Origin of the sequence: Marinobacterium sp. xm-d-564, from assembly GCF_013283345.1 — a bacterium.
Lineage (GTDB): Bacteria > Pseudomonadota > Gammaproteobacteria > Pseudomonadales > Balneatricaceae > Marinobacterium_E.
The window spans coordinates 1-18,028 of record NZ_WBYO01000011.1; the positions used below are offsets into that span (position 1 = coordinate 1).

At 45.5% G+C, this 18,028-nt stretch carries 14 protein-coding genes; 9 read left to right on the top strand and 5 right to left on the bottom strand.

Annotation, left to right across the window (positions count from 1 at the left end; all coding sequences use genetic code 11):
* The 7 genes from XMD564_RS11605 to XMD564_RS10295 all read left to right on the top strand — a co-directional run.
* The coding region (locus XMD564_RS11605) for an integrase core domain-containing protein (protein ID WP_173489325.1) at positions 1 to 83 on the top strand (83 nt) is incomplete at its 5' end.
* 46 nt (positions 84 to 129) lie between these two features.
* The gene (locus XMD564_RS10270; RefSeq protein ID WP_173508286.1) at positions 130 to 1,692 is read left to right on the top strand and encodes an ATP-binding protein; all 1,563 of its coding nucleotides are present in this window, start codon (positions 130 to 132) and stop codon (positions 1,690 to 1,692) included.
* Complete coding sequence (locus tag XMD564_RS10275) at positions 1,685 to 4,228, top strand: GAF domain-containing protein (protein WP_173508287.1); 2,544 nt, start codon at positions 1,685 to 1,687, stop codon at positions 4,226 to 4,228. Before XMD564_RS10270 ends, XMD564_RS10275 begins: the two co-directional genes overlap by 8 nt.
* Positions 4,229 to 4,494: 266 nt before the next feature.
* Positions 4,495 to 5,919 carry a glyceraldehyde-3-phosphate dehydrogenase gene (locus tag XMD564_RS10280; RefSeq protein WP_371731438.1) on the top strand — a complete coding sequence of 475 codons (1,425 nt, stop codon included), beginning with the start codon at positions 4,495 to 4,497 and terminating at the stop codon, positions 5,917 to 5,919.
* A 112-nt stretch (positions 5,920 to 6,031) separates the two neighbouring features.
* Positions 6,032 to 6,946: a ribosome biogenesis GTPase YlqF gene (ylqF, locus tag XMD564_RS10285; RefSeq protein WP_173481059.1), complete on the top strand. Its 915-nt coding sequence runs from the start codon at positions 6,032 to 6,034 to the stop codon at positions 6,944 to 6,946.
* On the top strand, positions 6,943 to 7,269 hold the full coding sequence (locus XMD564_RS10290; protein WP_173508288.1) for a hypothetical protein: 327 nt from the start codon (positions 6,943 to 6,945) through the stop codon (positions 7,267 to 7,269). Before ylqF ends, XMD564_RS10290 begins: the two co-directional genes overlap by 4 nt.
* Positions 7,266 to 8,450, top strand: coding sequence for an NAD(P)/FAD-dependent oxidoreductase (locus XMD564_RS10295; RefSeq protein ID WP_173484024.1), 1,185 nt, complete (start codon positions 7,266 to 7,268; stop codon positions 8,448 to 8,450). Before XMD564_RS10290 ends, XMD564_RS10295 begins: the two co-directional genes overlap by 4 nt.
* Before the next feature lie 243 nt (positions 8,451 to 8,693).
* Here XMD564_RS10295 and XMD564_RS10300 read toward each other — a convergent pair whose 3' ends face one another.
* From XMD564_RS10300 to XMD564_RS10320, 5 genes are all read right to left on the bottom strand, one after another.
* The gene (locus tag XMD564_RS10300; RefSeq protein WP_173489206.1) at positions 8,694 to 8,882 is read right to left on the bottom strand and encodes a DUF2892 domain-containing protein; all 189 of its coding nucleotides are present in this window, start codon (positions 8,880 to 8,882) and stop codon (positions 8,694 to 8,696) included.
* A 36-nt stretch (positions 8,883 to 8,918) separates the two neighbouring features.
* Positions 8,919 to 9,617, bottom strand: a complete 699-nt coding sequence (locus XMD564_RS10305) for a fumarylacetoacetate hydrolase family protein (RefSeq protein ID WP_173508289.1) — start codon at positions 9,615 to 9,617, stop codon at positions 8,919 to 8,921.
* 1 nt (position 9,618) lies between these two features.
* The gene (locus tag XMD564_RS10310) at positions 9,619 to 12,819 is read right to left on the bottom strand and encodes an ATP-binding protein (protein WP_173508290.1); all 3,201 of its coding nucleotides are present in this window, start codon (positions 12,817 to 12,819) and stop codon (positions 9,619 to 9,621) included.
* Positions 12,820 to 13,045: 226 nt separating this feature from the next.
* A complete protein-coding gene (locus XMD564_RS10315) occupies positions 13,046 to 14,650 on the bottom strand; it encodes an isocitrate lyase (protein WP_173481053.1) in 1,605 nt (534 codons plus the stop codon).
* A gap of 450 nt (positions 14,651 to 15,100) precedes the next feature.
* Complete coding sequence (locus XMD564_RS10320) at positions 15,101 to 16,231, bottom strand: cupin domain-containing protein (RefSeq protein WP_173484019.1); 1,131 nt, start codon at positions 16,229 to 16,231, stop codon at positions 15,101 to 15,103.
* 294 nt (positions 16,232 to 16,525) lie between these two features.
* Between XMD564_RS10320 and XMD564_RS10325 the strand changes: the two genes are divergently transcribed.
* The gene (locus XMD564_RS10325) at positions 16,526 to 17,035 is read left to right on the top strand and encodes a GNAT family N-acetyltransferase (RefSeq protein WP_371731437.1); all 510 of its coding nucleotides are present in this window, start codon (positions 16,526 to 16,528) and stop codon (positions 17,033 to 17,035) included.
* Positions 17,032 to 18,015: a VTT domain-containing protein gene (locus XMD564_RS11610; protein WP_173481050.1), complete on the top strand. Its 984-nt coding sequence runs from the start codon at positions 17,032 to 17,034 to the stop codon at positions 18,013 to 18,015. The genes XMD564_RS10325 and XMD564_RS11610 overlap by 4 nt, the downstream gene beginning before the upstream one ends.
* Positions 18,016 to 18,028 lie beyond the last annotated feature (13 nt).

Consider the following 18,028-nt stretch of genomic DNA (forward strand, 5'->3'; position numbering starts at 1 on the left):
GGCGAGATCATTACAATAAAGTAAGACCACATAGTGCACTTGGCTATGTGCCACCAGAGGAATTCGCTAAGCGTGCTGCTTAGCAAAATCTCATCGAAGAAGTGGTACTAACTAAGGGGAAAGGTCAAATTGAATGAATCAGAGCTAAGCCAATCACGTACTGAACAGTTAAAAGTCATAGCAACATTAAGTCATGAACTACGGACGCCGCTGCATGCCATCATGGGCCTAGCTGAACTCTTGCAATCGGAACAGATGTCTCCAATGGCGAAACGGCATGTTGATAAAATAAGTGTGGCGTCGAACGGGCTTCTTGACTCACTGAACAAGGCGATCGAAGCGGCAAAAAGTGAGTCTGGTGCTGTTGTCATCAATCCCGTCACAACCGATATAACGGACCTTATTGAAAGGACCGTTAAGACGTTCTCAATTGCTGCTGAGGGTAAGGGAATTGAACTCGGTTTGATGATTGATCCGAAATTATTCAGACAAAATGTTGAGGTCGATGGTGTTCACCTTCAGCAAGTTTTAAACAATTTGATCGGTAATGCGATCAAATTTACCGATAGCGGTTCGATTGAGTTTTGGGCTGCACTAAAGGGGCAGATTGGATCAGAAGTAGAGATCCATTTCTCGGTCATTGATACCGGAATTGGTATTGATCAAAAAGATATACAAAAAATTCTTTCGCCCTTTGGTCAAGTGGTTGATGTTCAAAAGGGGAGGCCGTTAGGTTCAGGGTTGGGTTTGGGCATATGTTTAGACATAGTCCAAAAAATGGGTGGAAGCCTGGTTCTGAGATCTGATTTAGGAAAGGGGACTAAGGCCTCTTTTCAATTGAGGCTACCTGTCTCTCAGTCAATAGCTGGTTCAGCGCCCCTTAAATTTAGATCAGACCCGATCGTGGCGGTTGTTGCTGATAAATCAGTTAAGTTTGAAATCATTGAGACCTTCTTAAGGGATTGGGGTGCCTCGGTCATCAGAGTCCAGTCTTTCAAACAGCTAACCAAGACAAACATTGATGCGTTGGTCGTCTCAGAGAAAATTGCGATTCAAGAGAATCATCTCTGTAGGGATTGGACGTTAAAAATCCTTGAGGGACGAATAGCGATCATTCGATCTGAGAATAGTGCTTTTCCACCAGGCTTGGTCGATCGAACGGATGAAATTTTTGAGCCTATTTTGCCAAGCCTGTTACACGACTTTTTTGCAAAAAGTGGTTTAAGTGATTCAGTTGCTCAACAGGTTAAATTAAAAGCAGAGAGCCCCCCTCAAGAGTTGATGTTGAAGGTGCTTGTTGTAGACGACAGCATGACCAATCTAATCCTTCTTAAATCACAGTTATTAAAGATCGGAAAGGTCGATGTGGTTTTGGCCAAAAATGGTGCTGAGGCTGTTGATAAAGTGGAATCAGAGAAAGACTTTCACCTAGTGTTTATGGATTTCAATATGCCGATATTAGATGGACCTGAAGCCACTAAACAACTTAGGGATAAGGGGTATGACCTTCCCATTATTGGTCTAACGGCACTGGATTCTTCATCTATTGAGCTCACCAATACGGCGCATCTATTTAACGAGATACTCAATAAACCCGCGGGAATGACTGCCATTGAAGCCGTTCTTAATAAGGTTCGCCTGAATCAATACCAACCCGTGATTAATGAAAACGAGCAAAAACATTATGTCTAACGTCGTCAAACTGAATACACAATACGATTTGAGTACCTGTGAAAAAGAACCCATTCACCTGTTGGGACGCGTACAGAGCTTTGGTTATCTTATCGCGTTCAACTCAGATTGGGGCATCATTGCCGCCTCCGAAAACGTCACAGAGCTGTTCAAAGTACCCGTCGATAAGATGCTGGGTCGAAATTTAGAGGCTCTATTCAACAAGAGCGAAGTTAATAGGATTAAAACTACCTTTCTCAGCATCAATAGCTCCGATCATTCTGAGAGACTCACAAATATCGATCTGTTTAAAACAGGTCAGCTATACGATCTGGCGATCCATTTATCGGGCAGCACCATAGTGGTTGAGCTTGAAAAGAGTGTTGATAGTTCTTCAGATCAACTTCAGGTCCTCAAGCAGATGATCAGAAAAGTAACAGACACTGATAATTTAGAGGATTTGCTCTCAATTTCGGCCGAACACGTCTCAACGTTAACGGGCTTTGATAGAGTCATGGTCTACCGATTCCATGGAGATGGTAGCGGAGAGGTTGTCGCTGAGCATCGCAATGCATCCGTCGATTCCTTTATGGGTCTTAGATACCCAGCATCGGACATACCACGACAAGCCAGAGCGCTTTACAAAAGAAACCTCACCCGTTTGATTGCTGATGTACATGACACGGGCGTGCCGATCCATCCGCAACACGCCACCATTGATCTTTCGATTAGCTCAACTCGTTCTGTATCGCCTGTTCACATTGAGTATCTAAAAAACATGGGTGTTGCAGCGTCTATGTCTATTAGCATTCTTGTTGACGGTGAACTTTGGGGGTTATTCGCGTGTCACCACTATTCAAATAAATACGTATCGCTGTGTGATAGAACAATTGCAGAGCTCTATGTTGAGTCCTTGGCATTGGAGCTAAGAGTAAAGCTTAACAGCCAAAGTCACAGTGATACTGAGCTCTCCCGACAGCTGCATATGAAATTGGTGACAAGCTTAAACAATGATCTGTCACTCTTTGATAACCTTAAATCGCATGTCAATTTTATTCATAAACTCATTCCCTCCGATTCCATGGTGCTGGTGGTCGGAGGTGAATACCAAGTGGCCGGAGATCCGATTAGTTCTGAAGATATCCAACTGCTTGTAAAACGACTCAATCATTCATCACAAAGCGGTATTTTTAGTGTGGAGTCACTGCAAGAGTGGCTCAATGATGATCTCACAATCGCTGATCGTTTTGCTGGTATGTTAGTGGTTCCGATGTCTAGAAGGCCTAAGGATCTGCTTATTTTTCTTCGAAAAGAGGAGCCGCAAAAGGTGAGCTGGGCTGGCAATCCTGAGAAGCCAGTTGAGCTAGGCCCAAACGGTATTCGTTTAACACCAAGAAAAAGTTTCGAAGCTTGGATCGAAATGAGAAAGGGGTATTCAGCCCCTTGGACAGATCAACAAATTGCCTTGGCTGAACAGATCAAGACCGTACTGTTGGAAATAATTGTACGTAACTTAGATGATTACAACCGCATAGCCAGTGAAGCGCAAAGTCAAAAAGATATGCTCATACACGAACTTAATCACCGAGTTCGTAATATTCTTGGGTTGATATCAGGGATTGTCTCGCAGACATCGACACAAGATTTATCAATTAAGGATTTTCAATCGATTTTAGGGGGACGTGTGCAATCTTTAGCCATTGCACAGACGCATTTAACTGAAAAAAATTGGAATTTCGCTCCGCTCACAATGATTCTCGACAATGAAGAGAGAGCTTTAGTGGCGAAGACTAATCTCATGAAACGATCAGGTCCTGAGGTCAAACTGAGTCCTAAGGCCTTCACGACTATGACCATGGTGATTCATGAGCTTTTAACCAATGCCGTTAAATACGGCGCGGCTAAATCTGAAAATGGTCAAATAAATTTGAACTGGCAGATTCACCAAGGGGAACTGCATTTATATTGGCGCGAATCAGGTGTAACGATCGAACAGTCACCCTCACAGTTTGGATTCGGGTCGGTCATTATCAATCGATCTATTCCTCATGATTTGGGCGGGGTAGCCAAGATTGAGTATCAACGATCCGGTGTGGTTGCAGAATTTGTCATACCTGCGATGCATTTTGAGACTGCAGAAGCAGAGCATAAGAGCGACTCTACATCGAGTGAGGCAGTATCTATCATTCACAAGGGGCAACCGGATAAGGAGAGTGTTCTCATAGTCGAAGATAATATGATCATCGGATTTGAGTTGGAGAGAATGCTGCAGGCAATGGGTTACAAAAATATTGAGTTAGCTGCAACCGTTCAAGAGGCGCATGAATCGATCAATAAAAAGATTCCAGGTTTGGCGGTTTTGGATATCAACTTGGGCGATGAGTCGAGTGAAACGGTCGCAGATTGTCTTCGGAATAAGAGTGTGCCTTTCATCTTTGCCACTGGCTATAGCTCCGTTAAAGATGGCTTTAAGAAGAAGCATGCAAATGTTCCTGTTGTTGAAAAACCCTTTAGTAGCTCTGTAATACAGGCCGCCATTCAGTCGCTGGAGAGTTGATTGAGTAACTCAGCTAACTCACATCGATATCAGGGGTGGTTTAGTATCAATTGATGACGATTTTTTAACTCAATAATAAGTAAAAATTAACTTTTGTAATAGTTACGTAATTTTTACAAAAAAATAGGGGTTTTGTAGTTTTGTAGTCGACATTTGTTGGTTTTTTACAAGTTATATCAATAACTTATGAACAGTAAGTTGTATATCCTTTGTTTCAATCTGTGTCATAATTAACGGGTTACTTAACCTTTATAAAGGAGTGTGCTGTGTCTCAAGAACTGATGCTAGCAGAGTGGAATGCTCGTGAATCGATCGCCGAAGCGATGGTCCCTGTGGTTGGTCGTTTGTACCGTGAATCAAACGTAGAAATTTCTGTTTTCGGCCAACTGTCTGTTCGTAAATCTGTGATCGACCTACTTAAAGATCACCGTTACGTTCGTCAGGTTGAGGGTGAAGAGCTTTCAGTCGTAGATACCTTCCCAGTACTTGAGAAGGTGTCTCAAATGGGCATCCGCAACGCACACATCGACATCGGGAAATTGGCTGTTAATTTCCGTAAATCGGGTGCAGCGGATTTGAATGATTACCTAGAGTCTGAACTCGCTGGCGCATCAACAGAAGATACCGGTGGTCAAGACGTCGTCCTATACGGTTTCGGTCGCATCGGTCGTCTACTGGCTCGATTCATGTTGAACCGCTCGGGTGCAGGTCACACGCTGCGTCTGCGCGCGATTGTTGTACGTAAGGGCAAAGCCGATAACGACCTAGAGAAGCGTGCAAGTTTGTTGCGTCGTGACTCAGTTCACGGTTCGTTCAAAGGCACTATCCAAGTTGATGAAGCAACGAACTCCCTGATTGTTAACGGTAATGCGATCAAAGTGATCTTTGCCGATGGCCCAGATCAAGTTGATTACACTCAGTACGGTATTAACAATGCGCTTGTTATTGATAACACGGGTATCTGGCGTGATGACAAAGGCTTAGCGCTTCACCTTCAATCTAAAGGTGTTGATCGCGTTATCCTTACAGCACCAGGTAAAGGCATCAAAAACATCGTTATGGGTGTTAACCATGGTGACATCGAAGCATCGGATAAAATCTTATCGGCTGCTTCCTGTACCACTAACGCCATTACGCCTGTCCTTAAAGCGATGGATGACAAGTACGGTGTTGCTAATGGTCACGTTGAGACCGTTCACTCATACACTAACGACCAGAACCTGATCGATAACTACCACAAAGGTGACCGACGTGGCCGCGCAGCCGCGCTTAACATGGTTATCTCTGAAACGGGTGCAGCTAAGGCGGTCTCTAAAGCGCTTCCACAATTGGAAGGTAAGCTAACCGGTAACGCAATTCGTGTTCCGACACCGAACGTCTCTATGGCGATCCTTAACCTGAACCTAGAGAAAGAGACTGAGCGTGAGTCTTTGAATGACTACCTTCGTGAAGTGGCGCTGCACTCTGATCTTCAGAAGCAGGTTGACTACTCTAACTCACCTGAAGCAGTTTCGAGCGACTTTGTCGGCTCACGTGCTGCAGGTGTTGTCGATGCATTGGCGACTATCTCAAGCGGTAAGAGCTGTGTTCTCTACGTTTGGTACGATAACGAGTACGGCTACAGCTGTCAGGTTATCCGTCTAGCGCGTGAGATTACCAATTGTACGCTTAAGGCTTTCCCACAAGAGTAATTACTCTTTTGTAAAAAAAACCGGAGTCACCGAGAGGGTCTCCGGTTTTTTTGTCTCTGATTCATTCTTAATAAACAGGTATAATGCGCCCAACTTAAAGGCATAGGTCATTATGGAACGTATTAACTGGTTTCCCGGTCACATGCATAAAGCGCGTAAAGAGATTGCGCAACTTATGGATGAGGTCGACATTGTTATTGAAGTGTTGGATGCACGCTTGCCTCGCTCAAGCGAGAACCCCTTGGTGACCTCGTTACGTCGAGGCAAACCGGTTCTTAAAATTCTGAATAAATCCGATCTGGCAGATCCCGACAAAACCAAGGCTTGGTTGCAGGAGTTCAATGCGCAAGAGGGCATTACGGCCATCGAGTTAACGACAAGTGATAAGAGAACCATCAAGTCGATTCCGCAAATCTGTAAAGATGCCGTGCCTGCCCGTGCTAACAAAGATCGCCCAGTGCGTGCCATGATCATGGGCATTCCCAATGTGGGTAAGTCGACTCTGATCAATGCTCTGTTAGGCCGACGCATTGCCAAAGTGGGTAATGAACCTGCCGTGACTAAAGCGAATAAACGCTACAGTGTATTTCAGGGGATGGCTCTGTCGGATACTCCCGGTATCTTGTGGCCAAAAATTGAGGACCAAGACTCTGGATACCGGTTGGCGGTCAGTGGTGCGATTAAAGATACTGCGATCGATTATGATCAGGTGGCTGTCTATGGTGCTAACTTCATCCTTAATGCTTACCCTGAGCGACTAGTAGAGCGTTATAAATTGAAAGAGCTGCCGGAGTTAGGTGAAGGCTTATTGGATCAAATTGGCCGTAAACGAGGCTGCTTGCGACCCGGCGGTGTGGTCGATATACACAAGGCGGCCGAGATACTCATGAACGAGATGCGCGGTGGTAAGCTAGGGCGCATCAGTTTTGAAACAGTGGAAGAGTGGCAAGAAAAAGATCGTATTGCCGCTGAATTAGCTGCCCAAGAGGCCGAAGAAGCGGCCAAGGCAGAGGAGAGTTCTAAGTGACCCGTTTAAAAAAGCAGAAGCGCATGGCTAACAAAATTGTGCTGGATAAAACGCCCCGTAAGCAGGAGCGTCTAGCCGACCCTGATAGCTATGAGAGCCGAAAACAGCGTGCGCAAAAACAGAAGAAAAAGCACGTGTCGGTTGATCAGAAACGTATTAATGCGAAACCGACTAAATCAGCAATTGAGCGTGATACCGAGGCCGGCCGTCGTGGTGAGCGCAAGGGTGGCCGCTTAGCGGATAAGATCCGTCAATACAACGCCGAAAAAGAGAGTGCTGAAAAAGCCGATAACAGCAGCGAGCAGACCAGCGGCAGCGAATGAGTAAACGCAGGGTTGATGTCCTAATTATAGGTGCCGGTGCGTCCGGTCTGATGTGTGCATTAACGGCTGGCTATCGTGGCCGTTCTGTTCTGGTGTTGGAACACACTAAAAAAGTGGGCCGTAAGATTTTAATGTCTGGAGGAGGGCGTTGTAACTTCACCCACCTTCACTCAACACCGGCCAATTTTCTATCGAATAACCCGCACTTCTGTAAATCTGCATTGAGTCGATATACACCGCAACACTTTGTCGATATGGTCGATCGTCATGGGATTGAGTACCATGAGAAGACCCCAGGTCAGCTGTTCTGTAATGAATCCAGTAAAGAGATTCTGACGATGCTAACCACTGAGTGCGATTGGGCGGGTGTAAAGATTGAGACAGAGGTGAGTGTCCATTCGCTTACACAAAATGAGCATGGTTTTCTCGTAGAAACCTCGGCTGATTCAATTCAATGTGAGTCGTTGGTTATTGCAACAGGCGGACTCTCCATCCCTAATGGTGGTGCGACCGGCTTTGCTTATGATGTGGCCGAACAGTTTGACCTACCGGTTACCCCTCGCCGCGCCGCACTGGTCCCATTTACGCTGCAGCCTGACATTTTAACACCACTCAAAGAGCTCTCTGGGACAGCACAAAATGCGCGTGTCAGTTGTGCGGGTATGAGCTTTTTGGAACCTATTCTGTTTACTCATCGAGGCATAAGCGGCCCTGGGGTTCTTCAGATCTCGAGCTATTGGCAGCCAGGTCAAAGTGTTGAAATTGATCTGCTTCCCGGTATTGATATTGACGAGCAACTTAAAGAGGCTCGACAAGCGACTCCAAAACAGAGCATTGAGCGTGTGCTCAGTGAATACATGAGTAAGCGATTGGCTCAGGTATTGTGCTCAATCTGGGGCTTTGCTGGGGCAGTGGGTGACTTCTCCAATGAGAAAATTGAAGCGCTCACCAAGCAACTGACTCAATGGCGGGTGAAACCATCGGGAACCGAAGGCTATCGAACAGCCGAAGTGACCATTGGCGGGGTAGACACTCAAGCCATCTCGCAAAAAACCATGGAAGTAAAAAGTGTCCCAGGTCTCTACTTTATCGGTGAATCGTTGGATGTGACAGGCCACTTAGGTGGACACAACTTCCAATGGGCGTGGGCATCAGGAAATGCCGCCGGCGAAGTTGTTTAGGCAAGTTAAGTTCAATTGTTGGAGCCTTATCGAAGATGAGGCGATAATCGCGGCCTTTGAAAGACCGCTCCAACGCTTAAAGCTTTGAATTGATGTTGGAGCCTTATCGAAGATGAGGCGATGCCTTTTTCGCGACCTCTGTGAGATCGCTCCAACGCTTAAAGCTTTGAATTGATGTTGGAGCCTTATCGAAGATGAGGCGATAATCGCGGCCTTTGAAAGACCGCTCCAACCCATGAAGTGTTACTTAGTTTTACAGCTGTTCAGTCCGAACAGTGTGTAAGCACCACAAAATCCAAACACACCGGTTAACAGCGGTACTACACCAATGTAACCCCAGCTACCCACTGTCTCTGTGAAGGCCAATCCAATCAGGATTAAACCGACAATAATGCGCAGAGCGCGATCCATTCCACCGACATTACATTTCATATCACTATCTCCTTTTGAGAGGGTTTTAATAATTCGTTATACGATGTTAAGGGAAATTGAGCCCACAGCTTCAACACTGCCTTCGATACGGTCACCTTTGACAACGGGGCCCACTCCTTCAGGGGTACCGGTGTAGATAAGATCACCCGGCTGTAAGTGGTAATATTTAGAGAGGTGCATGACCAACTCTGCGGGTGACCAGATCAGATCAGAGATGTCAGCTGACTGCTTGGTTTCACCATTCACACGCAGTTCGATCCTGCCACGTTTAAGCACTCCTGTGACCGATTTTGGTACCAGGTCGGTAATGATGGCACCGCCTTCAAAGTTTTTACCTAGATCCCAAGGGCGACGTTTGTCTTTGCCTTTCTGCTGCAGATCGCGGCGTGTCATGTCTAACCCACAGGCGTAACCATAGATCATCGCTTCCGCTCTCTCTTCATCAACCTCAAAGCCCGGTTGATCGATCGCGACGACCCACTCCATCTCGTAGTGTAGGTCTTCAGTTCCTGGAGGATAGGGTAGATCGGTTCCTGACGCCTGAATGGCGTTAAGGTCTTTAATGAAATAGAAGGGCTCTTGAGAGGTTTTATCAATCTTATCGCCCATCTCGGCCGCGTGTGCTTGATAGCTTCGGCCAACACAAAAGATGCGATTTACTGGAAATTTACGTTCGTCACCGCGAATCGTTAAGGCGGTGACTGGGCGAGGCGTAAATAGATAACTGTCCGACATATCATAGACTCTGATTTTGTTGATCTATGGATTGTAATGCTTCCGTCAATTTTTCTACAGAGATAGGTTTTGCCAGTGCCGCAGAAGCGCCGGCTTCGATTAATCGATCACGCTCTTCACCGATTGTGGCGGCTGACACCCCGACAATAGGTCCGGAAAAACCGATCTCACGAAGCGCTGACACTAAGCCATATCCATCGAGGTTTGGCATGAAAATATCTGTCACAACTATGTCAAAGTCGCTCTCTTTAGCCGCCTCAAGAGCTAACTGACCATCTTCCTGGGCAATCACCTCGGCTCCAAGACCCTCAATCATTTTTTTGGTAAGCGTGCGAATCATTAGATTGTCTTCAGCGACCAGGACGCGCTTATTGGTAAGGTCCAAAGCCTTAGTCGATTGAGTTGATTCTTTTGGCTCTGAAGTTTTCTGTGAATCGAGCTCGCTAGTGCTAGAGTCCGTTGAGATAAGATCCACGGATAGATTGATCAAGAAGGTGGCGCCACCACCAGGGGTATCTTCGTATTGGACAGTGCCGCCCAATTCACGGGCAATTTGCATACAGAGATACAAGCCAATACCACTGCCATCCGCTTTTGAGTCGCCGCGATAGTAGGCATTAAATATATTGGCTTGAAACTCCTTCGGAATCCCCTGTCCGTTATCACTTATTTTAAGGGTGTAGTTGACGATGTTGGTGTCGATCGTCGGTCTGTAGAGTTCAACAGAGACCTGGCTAGCCCCGCTATGAATAAAAGCGTTGCGCAAAAAGTTGATCAGCATCTGCTTAAGAGAGGTCGTATCAAAATAGGTTTCAGGGTCTTCCCAGTCAAACTCTGACACAACTAAATCAATTTGAGCCTCTTTGGCTGAGATTTGCATTGAGTTACACACTTCTAGCAAAGTTTGTGTAATTTGACCGGTTTTTCTCTGTCTTGCAGTTTGCTGTTCAGGTTTAACAACATTTCGAAGATCATCTATTAGATTCAATAGATGGTTTACACTCTGATTGATCTCTAGGCTGTGGTCGTTATCATCTTCAAGCATCATTTTTATGGCTGAGACGGGTGTTCTAATCTCATGTGCAATAATGCCAAATAGCCGTTTTTCACTGTCAAAGCGCTCCTGAAGTTGAACAAACGATAGGTTTGCCTGGTGCAAGAGATCTTTTGACTCCTCTATGAGTCGCTGTCGATCCGTTGTTTCGATCATGCTACCTAGGATTTGCCGGTCAACTGACAATAACCCCTGACTGGTCATTGTAATATCAAAATAGCGTTTACCATTTTGACTATCGATTGTGACGTTAAAATGTTTAGGTCCTTTGAAGGCAAGCAAACTCAAAAGTGTCAATTTAAATTCACTATCATTTTCTTCGTCGAAGAGGCCTAAAAATCCCTTAATAGAGATAAATTCACTAACCGGTAAATCTAGTATCTCTCGCAAGGTTGCAGATGGACGCACTTTTTCATTGATCGGGTCTATCTCAAAGAGACCAATGCCCGATGTATCTGTCGTGATGTTGAGTTTTCGAATGGCCAGTTCTGCATCAGATCGAGACTTCAAAACTCTATCTTGGTTTCGTTTCTCCAAGCTTATATCTTGAATAAACAGGTTGTCATTATTCTCAGGGTCAACACCAATACGGTCGATTTTCCACCAAATGGTTTCAGTTTTCGAAAGGTTTAATGGAATTTCGCAGCTGTCAATTTTGCCCTGTAAGAGATAGTTGATTGCCTCTTTGTGCGATGATTTTACTCTCTCAACTAATTGATGAACTGCAAAATCGGTTGCGGGAAAATTAACGCTATGCCCCTTGAAAGCGAATTGGATAGTCTCTGATTCTTGGTGCACTGTGGCCAGATCGAAACCTGACTTTTCAGCCGCCTGTTCCAATGTGTGCATTAATGCTGTACTGATCTTCTCAAATTGATCTGCTTGACGCTTAGCCTTTATAGCTATCAGTCCACGTTCAATCGTATCGGTTTGATCAACCAGTGAACCAAATAGAAAACCTTGTTGATCGACATTCGCAGTAAGTAATACTTTTTTGGCAGCCATTGCATTGTCATTAATGCTGACCATTGATCTGAAGGGTTGATCATCTAGAGGTGTTAGATCTTCAAGTCGTGCCGGTTGGTCGTTAATTGATATCTTGTCTAAAAGAGCCTGCAATGAAAGATGGGTCTGTTGATCAATGCCCAACAAATTGTTTAGTTGTTGGTTACTCCATAAAGAACCTTGCGCATCCATCTGCTCGAAAAGAGCGATCTCTGAAACAGCGGATACTTTCTCAAAGCGGTTAACGGCTTGTTCTAATTCAGAGCGGTTTTGGATAAGTTGCAGTTTAGCAAAATTTAGCTGCCTAATTTTAAGTGCAATAAAGCTAGCGACGAAGGCAATCATGGCTAATGTAAGCAGAACTTGATCGGTTACGATTGTCTGGGTATAGGGGCTGATAGAGAACTCTACTGCGTTCATTATCAAGGCAATGGGCAAAAAGAGAGAGAATAGCCTGTAGGGTAGAGTGATGGCAGCAGCGAGTAGGGCAAGGGATATGACAATGCCCGGCCTCAAAAACGCGTCGGGTGCTAGGTTTACAAAGAGTAATTGTCCAATGAAGAGTGCAACCGGAATGAGATGAGAGATCTGAAAAGACTCTCTCTCTGTTTTATCGATGTTTAGCCAAGTGATGAAGATTCGCGCACTTAAGATCGCGATAAAGGCCGGTAAGAACTGTTCAGAAAAGCCAATGTAACTCAGTTTGCCATCAAGATAAGCTATGAAAAGCGATCCGATGATAACCGAAAGCACACCCAGTAAACGCTTGCTTAGGATCTCTCTCTTCCAGTCATCAAAAATGGGTGTGCTAGTGTGCACAACGACGGTAACCACAATGGCAACTATGACCCCTTTGATCAGAGTTTGCTCTAGTGATTGAGCAGTTAGATACCAGAGGAGTGGGAGATAACCCAAAAGGTATAGCCCAATTTGGCGATTACGCAGGATTAGGCTTTTAGACGCTTTTGCCGAGGCAGCGACAAGCACCATGGGTAAAAACAGTCCAATATCGAACCAAGTAATGCGATGAACAGCGTCGAAGAAAAGTGTAGGGGTTAACCCAGCACTGGCCAATCCGACGAATAGCGCGGCAGCCAATGAGTAGATTGGGTGGCGTAACAGGTTGCTTAGATATGAATTCATAGACTGCATACTTATGAGTAATTAAGCGTTAATAAGAACACTATTCTTAGCAAATTTTGTGCCATCTAATCTGTGTCTCTTCGGCTTTTTCGGTTTGTTATAAACTCATTATAGTTGGAGTTTAAGAAGTGAGGCCCTCTGAATTTATACCAATTTGGTCTTATCTAGGTTTTTATAAGAAAAAAACGCGCCCGAAGGCGCGTTTTTTGTGAGCAGTGTCTAACGATTAAACGTTAGCAAACTGGTTCATTGTATTGTCTTTACCGCCCGCTTTAAGAGCCGCATCACCTGCGAAGTACTCTTTGTGGTCGTCACCGATGTTAGAACCAGCCATGTCCTGGTGCTTAACAGTCGCGATACCCTGACGGATCTCTTTACGCTGAACGCCGCCTGCGTATGCAAGCATGCCTTCGTCACCGAAGTAACCTTTTGCTAGGTTATCAGTTGATAGCGCAGCCGTGTGGTAAGTCGGTAGCGTGATTAGGTGGTGGAAGATACCCGCTTCACGTGATGCATCTGCCTGGAAGCTTTGGATCTTAGCGTCTGCTTCTTTACCTAGATCAGTCTCATCGTAGTCAGCGCTCATTAGTTTAGCGCGATCGTAGGCTGAAACATCTTTACCTTCAGCAGTCCAAGCATCAAACACTTGCTGACGGAAGTTAAGCGTCCAGTTGAACGAAGGAGAGTTGTTGTAAACAAGCTTCGCATTTGGAATCACTTCACGGATGCGGTTAACCATGCCAGCGATCTGCTGAACGTGTGGTTTTTCAGTTTCGATCCATAGTAGGTCAGCGCCGTTCTGTAGTGAGGTGATACAGTCAAGAACAACACGATCTTCACCTGAACCCGCTTTGAACTGGAATAGACCAGACTGAAGACGCTTAGGCTTCATTAGTTGGCCGTTCGCTTTAACGACTACATCACCGTTGTTGATGTCTTCAGGACCGTTGATTACTTCGCCATCTAGGAAGCTGTTGTAAAGGTCACCTAGGTCGCCTGGCTCGTTAGTCACAGCGATCTGCTTAGTTAGGCCAGCACCTAGAGAGTCAGTACGTGCAACGATTACGCCGTCATCTACGCCAAGCTCAAGGAATGCGTAACGAACAGCGTTGATCTTGGCTAGGAAGTCAGAGTGAGGTACAGTAACTTTACCGTCCTGGTGACCACACTGTTTCTCATCAGAAACCTGGTTCTCTAGCTGGATACAACATGCACCGGCTTCGATCATTTTCTTAGCTAGAAGGTAAGTCGCTTCCGCGTTACCGAAACCAGCATCGATATCAGCAATGATTGGAACGATGTGAGTTTCGAAGCTATCGATCTTAGCGATGATCTCTTGCTCTTTAGTGTTGTTGCCAGCGTCACGTGCAGCGTCTAGCTCACGGTAAAGGTGGTTAAGTTCCCACGCATCCGCTTGCTTAAGGAAGGTGTAAAGCTCTTCGATAAGCATTGGCACAGACGTTTTCTCGTGCATTGATTGGTCAGGAAGTGGGCCGAACTCTGAACGAAGAGCTGCAACCATCCAACCAGATAGGTATAGGTAGCGCTTGTCAGTAGAACCGAAGTGCTTCTTGATAGAGATTAGTTTCTGTTGACCGATGAAACCGTGCCAGCAACCTAGAGACTGAGTGTATTTAGATGTATCAGCATCGTAATCAGCCATATCTTTGCGCATGATCGCTGCAGTGTATTTAGCGATATCTAGACCCGAGTGGAAACGGTTCTGAAGTTTCATGCGTGCAGCAGATTCAGCATTGATTGCTGACCAAGTGCCGCCGTACTGGTTACAAGTCGCTTGTTGAGCTTCAATCTCTTGTTTGTATGTAGACATATCTCATCCTCAATAATGGGTACCTGTGCACCCGAATGTGTTAAATCTCTGTCGGTTCAAAAAAATCAAACCTGACCGATGGCGACATCATGAGGATTGCTGCACCTGCTGTCAAAGTGCTTTTGTGCATAGCAGCATAGAATGGAGGGTGTCAGTTAGGGGGTGGTCGTATTTCTTGTAGTTAAACTACAAGCAGTTAATGTGGTGATATTTGTTTTAATTTATATAAAACAATAACTTACTTTAATATAGAATATGTTTAGCGACTTAAGTTTAATAGTAAATGGTCGTAAATTGTCTGTTTTTACAGCGATTAAATACTCTTTTTATATACCAATTTCTTCTATAAGACCTTTGGTGCATGGCAAGAAGTTGTAGGTGGAAAATAGTATAAAAGCGACATAAGCTGTCCTTTGGCGAACCGCTGGTTTAATGTGAAGGCACGATTACCTACTGAATGGCTCCCTGAGTAAAGAGCTGTTTGATGAGCGATGACTCGCCAATCTTGTACTGATTAGCTGATAGGTAACCTTGATTGGCTAGCTGTTTAGCAAGTTCTATCTCTGCGTCATCGACCTCTAGCTGAACGCCGTTACAGAAGAGTTTGAACTGTTCACCATCAGAATAGAGCAGGCGGTTGTTTGGAAGAAGCTCGATACCGTCCTCGGTGGCGCCCAGTATCCAATCATCGTAATCCTCTGGGTCAAGCTGTTCAGTTTGATCAGGATACTTAGGTTCTGAAAACAAGGACCCTAAAGCGCTTTCAAGCTGTTCCCGATTGGATAAAAGTGCTTTTAGGCGCTGTTCGATTTGAGTGATGGACGCTTGATCGATCTCCCCCGGCGATTGGCAAAGAGTTCGTTTAGGATCACTAAACCGGTGTTCGCTAGTCAGGGCTTCACCGATGCTGTCTGATACGGTTCGCAGTATCTCGGCATCGGATGGTGCTCTGAATCCTGCAGAGTAGGTGACGCAATCTTCACTGGTTGCTATGCCGTTATGAGCGACTTGTGGAGGGAGGTAGAGCATATCGCCCGGCTCCAGATCAAAGCTCTCTAGGCATTGGAATTCACTCAGAATCATAACCGGCGCATCCGGTAAACGGGGTGATTGGCTGGATTCGATAGCACCCAACTCCCAGCGACGTGTCCCTTTAGCCTGAATTAAAAAGACATCGTAGTTGTCATAGTGTGGTCCAACACCACCACCCGGCGTTGCATAGCTGATCATCAGATCATCGATGCGCCAGTTAGGGACAAAGTTGAAGGCATCTAGCAATGCTTTTGCTTCGGGGGAGTAGTGGTCTACGGCTTGCACTAGAAGCGTCCAGTGCGATTCTGGAAGATGTGCGAAGGTCTCCTCATTTAGAGGACCACATTCCAACTGGTATTCTGAGCTGTCCGGTTTGAATTGAATCAGTCTCGATTCGACTTCCTCTTCGAGGGATAAGCCTGCCAATTCATCAGAGCTGACAACGGGTTCAAGGTCGGGAAATGCATTGCGAATTAACACTGGTTTCTGTTGCCAATAGTCACGCAGAAACGTCTCAACCGTTAAATCACCCCAGTTAATTGTGTACATAGCCAATCCTTTAAAAATGATGGCTTCATTTTAAATTAAAGGGCCGGTGGGTGATATCTACTTTGTTAAGAATTCCAGTGACTGGCTTTAGCCTGTCATCTGCTTTATCGGTGTTTTCCAGATAGGTATTAAATTCTAACTGCGGATGACAGGCTGAAGGCCAGTCACCGTCGCTACTAGCTAGATGCATACGAAAATTAATCGCGACCTCTTCGAGATCGCTCCAACAACCTAACTGCGGATGACAGGCTGAAGGCCAGTCACCAATAGATGAATTAGATAGACCGATCCTGGGTGAGCTACTATTATTCAGTGATGAATGAATTACAGATTACACGAGTCGATTACCTAGACCCGCAACAGGGTAAAGATCTTGTCACTCTATTAAATGCCTATGCATTGGATCCCTTGGGGGGTGACACTCCGCTTAGTGATGAAGTGAAGCAGGCTCTTCCTGCTAAATTAGCTGAGGTAGACGGTGCAAATAGCTTTATTGCCTATGTGAATGATCAGCCAGTGGGGCTGCTTAATGCCTTTATGGGCTTTAGCACCTTTAATGCCGCTCCATTGATCAATATTCACGACGTTTATGTGGCACCCCAAGCGAGAGGTAAGGGTGTTGTCGATGCACTCTTTGCTGCTATCGAAGCGGTGGCTAAGGAGTTGAACTGCTGCAAAATTACCTTGGAAGTATTAGAGGAGAATGGCGTTGCTCAGTCTGCTTACAAACGGTTGGGCTATAAAGGCTACGATCTTGGTGAACTAGGGGGTGAAGCCCTCTTTTGGCAGAAAAAACTGTCGTGAAAATCCCTCTTATCATCCTCCCCAAGCTCTCTAAAAAGAGCTTTTTGGTTGTTTTCATAATATTGACGGCATTTACTCTGTTCAATGTGAATAAGAGTTATAAAACCTATACGGTGCTTAACAATGCGAGGTTGTTGGGTTCTGAGACCGCTGCAGATATCCGTGCTAAAGATACACTGAGTGATTTAATTGACCATTATCAGGTTTCATTAGAGGGATTGGTAGGGGTGCTAGGTGCGCCGTTGCCAGAGAAGAGCTCAACGTTAAAATCGATTGCGGAGAGTCGAGGTATGAGTGAACTGACTCTGATTGCTAAGGTTCAGTCTTTAGTTCCCCAGTCAGGTGATTTGCAGCAGAGTGATGATGGCTCTTGGTCAGCGTCGCTCAATGAGCTCTTGTATGAGGGGTTGGCTCTTTATGGTCTTCCTATCGTGCTAGCGGTTGTATTACTTGGTGCTTTAGGTTTGCCTGTACCAGCGGGTCCAATGACCGGAATAGTGGGGCTAATGGCCTTCTCAGGTCTGTTCGATGCTTTTTTTGCGGCTGTTGGGATAGTGGTTGCAGCGTTTTTAGGTGATGTTCTGTTGTTTGAGTTGGGTCGACGAATGGATACCGCTTGGTTCGATAAGCACGGCGCAAAATTTGGTTTCAATAAGAAGAGTCGTCACAGGGTAGAGCATCTTTTTCACCGTTGGGGCTCTTTGACACTAATACTGTCGAGATCTTTGGTGGCGCACATCAGTGCGGTTGTCAGCCTGATGGCAGGTGCCTCTTCATTAGGTCGAACAAAATACTGGCTAAACTGTCTAATAGGTCGGCTTGGTTGGTTGTTAATCTATTTTGGTTTTGGGTATTTCGTTGGGGATAATCTTGCAATGGCAGGTAGCTTCTTGGGATACCTGAGTTTAAGTTTGTTGGGGCTGTTACTGATCATTGTGCTCTTTGATCAGTACCACAAGCAAAGTCATAGAGTGGTATGAGGTAACCAGGGAA

Coding starts and splice junctions, on each gene's coding strand:
- XMD564_RS10315 (WP_173481053.1), bottom strand. CDS start 14,650: ATGTCTACATACAAACAAGAGATTGAAGCTCAACAAGCGACTTGTAAC.
- ylqF (WP_173481059.1), top strand. CDS start 6,032: ATGGAACGTATTAACTGGTTTCCCGGTCACATGCATAAAGCGCGTAAA.
- XMD564_RS10310 (WP_173508290.1), bottom strand. CDS start 12,819: ATGAATTCATATCTAAGCAACCTGTTACGCCACCCAATCTACTCATTG.
- XMD564_RS10305 (WP_173508289.1), bottom strand. CDS start 9,617: ATGTCGGACAGTTATCTATTTACGCCTCGCCCAGTCACCGCCTTAACG.
- XMD564_RS10300 (WP_173489206.1), bottom strand. CDS start 8,882: ATGAAATGTAATGTCGGTGGAATGGATCGCGCTCTGCGCATTATTGTC.
- XMD564_RS10275 (WP_173508287.1), top strand. CDS start 1,685: ATGTCTAACGTCGTCAAACTGAATACACAATACGATTTGAGTACCTGT.
- XMD564_RS10295 (WP_173484024.1), top strand. CDS start 7,266: ATGAGTAAACGCAGGGTTGATGTCCTAATTATAGGTGCCGGTGCGTCC.
- XMD564_RS10320 (WP_173484019.1), bottom strand. CDS start 16,231: ATGTACACAATTAACTGGGGTGATTTAACGGTTGAGACGTTTCTGCGT.